Source organism: Streptococcus sp. HMSC062B01 (genome assembly GCF_001811085.1).
Lineage (GTDB): Bacteria > Bacillota > Bacilli > Lactobacillales > Streptococcaceae > Streptococcus > Streptococcus gordonii.
The window spans coordinates 22,918-29,532 of sequence record NZ_KZ672767.1 but is presented as its reverse complement, the minus strand read 5'-3'; the positions used below and the strand labels follow the sequence as shown (position 1 = coordinate 29,532).

The following is a 6,615-nucleotide window of genomic DNA, read 5'->3' as shown; positions in this document are numbered from 1 at the left end:
GAGGTCGGTGGTTCGAGTCCACTCGTGCCCATTTTATAGTTGGAGAATTACTCAAGAGGCTGAAGAGGACGGTTTGCTAAATCGTTAGGTCGGGTAACTGGCGCGGGGGTTCGAATCCCCCATTCTCCGTCAATAGGGAGTTTAGCATTTGCTATCTCCTTTTCTTGTACTTTTTGTACTTTGTTGTGGGATTGTAGGTATTGAGATGAAAAAATTTAAAAAATCAAGATTAATTGTAATGATCATTGTTCTAATTTTAACTGCTTCAGCTTTGTTACTTTCTACTTATTCTACTTGGTTTGTAAATGGGACATCAAATGCTTTAAGCCTTGTTGATAATGTTTTGTCAAAACCATTCCACTTACTTACTGATGTGAAAAGTGATTTGGAACATTTGGTTAATACTTATCATGAGAATGAAGAGTTAAAAGCTACTTTAAATGAAATTGATTCAGCGTCAAATGAAGTTTCAGATTTAAAAGAAGAAAATGCCCAACTTCGAGAAATGCTTGATATGAAGAATTCTATTAAAAGTGATGTGAAACTATCCGCTGATGTTATTGCTCGCACTCCTGCTTCATGGTCTAATGAGTTGACAGTTAATGTTGGATCAGAAAATAAAGTAGCTTCAACTATGCTTGTTGTTGGTAACGGTGGCTTGATTGGAAGTGTTGATCAAGTGAATGAACATTCTAGTCAAATTAGTTTATTAACGAATAAAAAAAATAACGAAAATATATCTGTTAGAATACAAAGTGGCTCAAAAACAATTTATGGTATTATTGTAGGATATGACGAAAAAAAGTCAGCATTTATTGTTAGTCAGCTGAATACTTCTGATGAGATTAAAGAGGGATCAAAAGTTGTTACAAGTGGCTTAGGATCTTATCCCGTTGCAAATATTTCTGTTGGGAAAGTATCTTCTGTAGCTTCAAGTAGTGACTATTTGACAAAAGAAGTATATATTAAACCAAGTGCTGATTTTTCTGACATTCGTGTGGTAACTTTGGTGGGGAATTGATATGCGACTTTTTAAACAATATGTGGGAATACCGTTGTTATTGCTTTTTTTAATGTTATTAGATGGCCAGATTTCAACCTTAATTGCTTCCTTTTTACCTATAAGTTTCCATTTAGTTTGCCATTTGGTGTTGATCTTTCTGCTATTTATTTCAGTAGAAGTGTCTGATGTAACAGCATTTACAATATTCTTAGTGATAGGTATTCTTTATGATGCTTACTATTTTCATGTAATTGGAATTGCCACATTATTACTTCCTCTATTGAGTGTATTAGTCAATAAATATAATACAATTATGATGGGCAATAAAATCACTAGATTCTTGTCCGTTTTAATACTGGTATTCTTGTTTGAATTTGTTTCTTTTTTATTGGCTAATCTAGTTTCTTTAACTAGTATGGAAATAAGTACTTTTATAGTGTATAGTTTAGCTCCGACAATGGTGCTTAATTCCCTGCTTTTACTAATTTTGCAACCAGTTTTGGAAAAAGTTTATTTATGATAAAAAAGAAGAAATAAAAATGTAATAAAGGCGTAACATATTCTACGTCTTTTTCTGTTATACTTATTATTGTCTTATTGGATAGGAGTAGAATTATTTATGAAGAAAAAAATTATCACTTCGATGTTATTAAGTGCTTTGGTTCTTACACAAGGCGCTAGTCTAGTGAATGTGCATGCCGATACAACAGATGACAAGATCGCTGCACAGAACAATAAAATTAATAGCTTAGATGCTCAACAACAAGCTGCACAAGCTCAAGTTGATCAAATTCAAAGTCAAGTATCAGCAATTAAATCACAACAAGAAAAGCTTCAGGCTGAAAACGAAAAGTTAACAGCAGAATCTGAAAAACTTTCAGCTGAAATCGATGAATTGTCAAAAAACATTGTAGCACGTAATGAGTCATTAGCAAACCAAGCTCGTAGCGCTCAAACAAGTGGAACTGTTACAAGCTATATTAATACGATTGTTAACTCAAGCTCTATCACTGAAGCAATTTCACGTGTGACAGCTATGAATGAAATCATCTCCGCAAACAATAAAATGTTGGAACAACAAAAAGCGGATAAAGAAGCAATTGCTGAGAAACAAATTGCTAATAACGAAGCAATCAACACAGTTATTGCTAACCAACAAACCTTGGCTGATGATGCTCAAGCGTTGTCAACTAAAGAAGCTGAATTGAAGGTTGCACAAATCAATCTTGCAGCTGAAAAAGCAAGTGCCGAAGGTGAGAAAAATTCTCTTTTAGAACAAAAAGCAGCAGCACAAAAAGCAGCTGAAGCAGCAGCAGCAGCTGAAGCAGCTTACCGTTCACAACAAGCTTCTCAACTTCAAGCAATTCAAGCATCTGGTAATACAAACCTCTCAGCACAAATACAAGCTGTTTCTGGAGGTACTCCTGCAGCAGCACCTGCACCAGCAGCGGCAGTGTCTAATGTATCTTATTCTTCAGACGCTTCTACTTACCCTGTTGGGCAGTGTACTTGGGGAGCTAAAACATTGGCACCTTGGGCTGGTAATTACTGGGGTAATGGAGGTCAATGGGCAGCAAGTGCAGCAGCAGCAGGCTTCCGTGTAGGTTCTCAACCACAAGTTGGAGCGATTGCATGTTGGACTGATGGTGGTTATGGACACGTGGCTGTTGTAACAGCTGTTCAGTCTACAACTAGCATTCAAGTATCAGAAGCTAACTATCTTGGTCAACAATCAATTGGTAACTACCGTGGTTGGTTTGATCCAACAACTGCACAAGGTACAGTTAGTTACATTTATCCAAATTAAAGATTTTAGAAGGTTGGAATTTCCAACCTTTTTATATTTAGCACAAGATTAAGTATTTGTAAGACTATTCAAATATTTTTTGTAAAACGCTTTATTCTAAATTGAAATATTCCTTAAAAAGGGTTAAAATGTAAATGGAATAAATTTTCGGAGGCAAACATGTCATTTTCTGATTTAAAGCTCTTTGCTCTTTCTTCTAACCAAGAGTTGGCCAAGCGGGTAGCCAAAGGGATAGGAATGGAGCTTGGAAAGTCGACGGTACGTCAGTTTTCGGATGGGGAGATTCAAGTAAATATTGAAGAATCAATTCGAGGCAAGCATGTTTTTATTTTGCAGTCTACGAGTTCACCTGTTAACGATAATTTGATGGAGATTTTGATTATGGTGGATGCACTTAAGCGAGCAAGTGCAGAATCTATCAATGTGGTTATGCCTTACTATGGTTATGCTAGACAAGACCGTAAGGCCCGTGCTCGTGAACCAATTACTTCAAAATTAGTAGCAAATATGCTAGAAATTGCTGGTGTTGATCGTTTGCTGACAATTGATTTACATGCTTCACAGATTCAAGGTTTCTTTGACATTCCAGTTGATCATTTAATGGGGGCGCCTCTCATTGCTAATTACTTTGAACGTCGTGGAATGATTGGAAGTGATTATGTTGTAGTGAGTCCTGACCATGGTGGTGTCTCACGTGCTAGAAAATTAGCGGAATTTCTAAAAACACCGATTGCTATTATTGATAAACGTCGTAGTGTAGATAAGATGAACACTAGTGAAGTCATGAATATTATTGGTAATGTTAAGGGCAAAACCTGTATTTTGATCGATGATATGATTGATACTGCAGGAACCATCTGTCACGCAGCAGATGCCTTAGCTGAAGCAGGTGCAGTTGATGTGTACGCTAGCTGTACTCACCCAGTCCTATCTGGTCCTGCAATGGAAAATATTCAGAAATCTGCTATCAAGAAATTAGTTGTTTTGGATACAATTTATCTTCCGCAAGAACGTTTAATAGATAAGATTGAGCAGATTTCTATTGCTGATCTTCTTTCAGAAGCAATTATTCGTATCCATGAAAAACGTCCTCTTTCTCCTTTGTTTGAAATTGGCAAAAATTAATATTATAAAAGTGTTACAATATTACACATTTCTGAAATGCTTCCCCCTGACCACAAGATAAGGGGGATTTTTTATTGAAACGAAGCCGTTTCTACCATATGATGAATTTCAAAATAATAAAAAAAACTATTGACAAAAATAGGGCAAATATATATAATATAGGTAGTAACTCCGAGTTACGAATAATTTTTTTAAAAAGAAAAAGGAGATAAAACGATGAAAAAAGTTTTATTGTCAAGCGTGGTAGCACTTACATTATTTGCAGCTGCAGCACCAGTTTTCTCTGCTGATGAAGCTACTGATGCAGCTCGTAACAACGACGGCGCATACTACCTTCAAACTCAATTCACAAATGCTGATAAAGTAAACGAATACTTGGCTCAACATGATGGTGAAATCCGTGCAGAAGCTGCTGCAGATCCAGCAGTAGTAGCTGCTAAAGCTGCTCTTGATGCAGTTGAAGGTGGAAGCCACAATTATGGTGAAGTTAAAGCAGCTTATGAAGCAGCATTCAACAACGCTTTCAACGCTGTACGTAACAAATATGTACAACAATTCCAAGCTACATACAACAACGCTACAGAACAAGAAGGCAAAACATACATCCAAGGTGAAACTCCTGAACAAGCTAACGCTCGTTACTTGAAACGTGTTGGTGCAGCTAACAACCAAAACCCAGCTGCAGAAGACAAAGGAGCTACTACTCCTGCTTCTAAAGAAGAAGCTAAAAAATCAGAAGCTGCTGCTAAAAACGCAGGTAAAGCTGCTGGTAAAGCACTTCCAAAAACTTCAGCAGTTAAATAATTCTTTATTGATACTGATGTAAACAATATCACTGGGCCATTGGTTCAGTGATATTTTCTTAGAAAAAAATGGGGAATACTTAAATATTATGAGTCAAAATGCTAAAAGACAAACTAAGAAGGCTCCAAATAAGAATTTAAAACTATTTGGTGCTTTATTAGGTATCATTGTTGTTGCTGTTGCAACTGCAATGCTGATTTTTAATCCATTTAAGTCAGCGCCTAAGTCGAATACGACTGCTTCTACTAGTCAAGTAACAAAAAGCTCTACAAAGAATACTTATCAACCAAGCAAGGAAGAAAAAGAGTATTTAGCCAAGCGCTTTGCAGATTTAAAGGCTATTAATAGTGAAGCTATTGCTTATGTTTATGCTCCAGGTACAAAATTAGATGAACCTGTTGTACAGACGAAAGACAATTCTACTTATCTTGATAAAACCTTTGAAGGCGGGAATGAGCCTTACATGGGGACAGTCTTTATGGACACAGATAATAAGAAAGACTTTAGTGATCGCTTGACTTGGCTCTTTGGTCATGCTCGTGGAAGTAAAGTAGCGGACAATCGTATGTTTAACGATGTCAACTTCTATGACAATCAGGAATTTTTCGATCAGCACAAGTATGTTGTTGTTGAAACACCTGAGCGTAAGTTCTACTATGAAGCAATGGGCTTGGTTATTGTACCAGAGGAGACGGCTTTCTATCGGACTAGCTTTGATGGAGATAAGGACTTTACAGATCAGCTGAGCAGTATCTATGAAGCATCTAGAACTAAAAACAAGGACATTAAGGTAAAAGCAAGCGACAAATATCTTGTGCTATCAACCTGTCGTGAAGAGGATGAGACAATTCGTTCTAACCTCTACTTACGTCAGATTCCAGATTCTGAAATGAGTGATTTCCTTGCGAAACATGGGTCAGAATTGACATATACTCCTACTAGATAGGCTATTAAAGAGGCGGAATTTATTTTCGCCTTTTTTATATTTTTTAAACATGTTATAATGGGATCAGAGGTGGACACTATGATTAAAAATTTGGTTTTTGATTTAGGAAATGTTTTGATTGAGTGGAATCCAGATAAGATATTCAGGCATTTTGAAACGGATGAAATGCGACGACAATCCCTGAGAGAAGCGATTTTTGATTCACACCTATGGCACCAAACGGATTGGGGGTCCTTGTCTTTGGCGGAAGCTTGCAAATTAGCTCAACAGAATATAGATCCATCTTTTGAAGCTGTAGTTGAAACAATATTTTTTCACTGGTATGAGGCTGTGGATGTCTACCAAAATTTGCAAGAAAAAATAGAGCAATGGTCAAAGTTAGGCTATCATATTTACATTTTATCAACAACCTGTGAGATATTTTATAGGATTGAACAGGCAGGATTATTGCCAATTTTTCCTCTTTTGTCAGGTTATATTCTCTCTTCAGAAGTTAAAGTAGTAAAACCTTACAAAAAAATATACCAGGAACTACTTGAGAAATATAATCTTAAACCAGAAGAGTCGGTCTTTATGGATGATATTCAGGTCAATTTGGATACGGCAAGGGAAATGGGCTTTGAGACAATACTGGCCAAGAGTGAATTGGAAAATATTGAGGCGCTGGATTGTTTATTACTTTCTAAGGGGATGTTTGGTTCAGTGGGATTAAGCACAAATCTTGACATAGAGTCCTGATTGCGCTATCATAATATACATATATGGGAGTCTGTGTACAGTCTGAGAGGAAGTGTAAACTTCGACCGCACCTGATCTGGGTAATGCCAGCGTAGGGAAAAGTATTTGTAAAAACCTTGTGGTTTTACTAAAAGTGGCGAGCGATTCGCCTATCTTTAGGATACTGATGCATGCTACACCTTTTCCATATTG

7 protein-coding genes, 1 tRNA gene and 1 riboswitch are annotated in these 6,615 nt (G+C 36.7%); all 8 genes read left to right on the top strand.

Annotated features, from left to right (window positions below):
* Positions 1-41 precede the first annotated feature (41 nt).
* Positions 42-129: transfer RNA gene (locus HMPREF2780_RS02215), tRNA-Ser, on the top strand.
* A 76-nt stretch (positions 130-205) separates the two neighbouring features.
* A complete protein-coding gene (gene mreC / locus HMPREF2780_RS02210) occupies positions 206-1,021 on the top strand; it encodes a rod shape-determining protein MreC (protein ID WP_061596025.1) in 816 nt (271 codons plus the stop codon).
* Between the two features lies 1 nt (position 1,022).
* On the top strand, positions 1,023-1,523 hold the full coding sequence (mreD, locus tag HMPREF2780_RS02205; RefSeq protein WP_061596026.1) for a rod shape-determining protein MreD: 501 nt from the start codon (positions 1,023-1,025) through the stop codon (positions 1,521-1,523).
* 99 nt (positions 1,524-1,622) lie between these two features.
* A complete protein-coding gene (pcsB, locus tag HMPREF2780_RS02200; RefSeq protein WP_105026050.1) occupies positions 1,623-2,810 on the top strand; it encodes a peptidoglycan hydrolase PcsB in 1,188 nt (395 codons plus the stop codon).
* Between the two features lie 159 nt (positions 2,811-2,969).
* Positions 2,970-3,935: a ribose-phosphate diphosphokinase gene (locus HMPREF2780_RS02195; RefSeq protein ID WP_008810021.1), complete on the top strand. Its 966-nt coding sequence runs from the start codon at positions 2,970-2,972 to the stop codon at positions 3,933-3,935.
* Between the two features lie 216 nt (positions 3,936-4,151).
* Positions 4,152-4,739: an amylase-binding adhesin AbpA gene (abpA, locus tag HMPREF2780_RS02190; RefSeq protein ID WP_008810020.1), complete on the top strand. Its 588-nt coding sequence runs from the start codon at positions 4,152-4,154 to the stop codon at positions 4,737-4,739.
* Positions 4,740-4,827: 88 nt separating this feature from the next.
* Positions 4,828-5,685 carry a class B sortase, LPKTxAVK-specific gene (gene srtB / locus HMPREF2780_RS02185; RefSeq protein ID WP_045504765.1) on the top strand — a complete coding sequence of 286 codons (858 nt, stop codon included), beginning with the start codon at positions 4,828-4,830 and terminating at the stop codon, positions 5,683-5,685.
* 78 nt (positions 5,686-5,763) lie between these two features.
* Complete coding sequence (locus HMPREF2780_RS02180; protein WP_061596028.1) at positions 5,764-6,423, top strand: HAD family hydrolase; 660 nt, start codon at positions 5,764-5,766, stop codon at positions 6,421-6,423.
* A 13-nt stretch (positions 6,424-6,436) separates the two neighbouring features.
* Positions 6,437-6,538, top strand: a riboswitch (TPP riboswitch).
* Positions 6,539-6,615 lie beyond the last annotated feature (77 nt).

Bases quoted from the DNA above. Each gene is read 5' to 3' on its own strand.
- HMPREF2780_RS02195 (WP_008810021.1), top strand. From the start codon at position 2,970: ATGTCATTTTCTGATTTAAAGCTCTTTGCTCTTTCTTCTAACCAAGAG.
- srtB (WP_045504765.1), top strand. From the start codon at position 4,828: ATGAGTCAAAATGCTAAAAGACAAACTAAGAAGGCTCCAAATAAGAAT.
- mreD (WP_061596026.1), top strand. From the start codon at position 1,023: ATGCGACTTTTTAAACAATATGTGGGAATACCGTTGTTATTGCTTTTT.
- pcsB (WP_105026050.1), top strand. From the start codon at position 1,623: ATGAAGAAAAAAATTATCACTTCGATGTTATTAAGTGCTTTGGTTCTT.
- abpA (WP_008810020.1), top strand. From the start codon at position 4,152: ATGAAAAAAGTTTTATTGTCAAGCGTGGTAGCACTTACATTATTTGCA.
- mreC (WP_061596025.1), top strand. From the start codon at position 206: ATGAAAAAATTTAAAAAATCAAGATTAATTGTAATGATCATTGTTCTA.
- HMPREF2780_RS02180 (WP_061596028.1), top strand. From the start codon at position 5,764: ATGATTAAAAATTTGGTTTTTGATTTAGGAAATGTTTTGATTGAGTGG.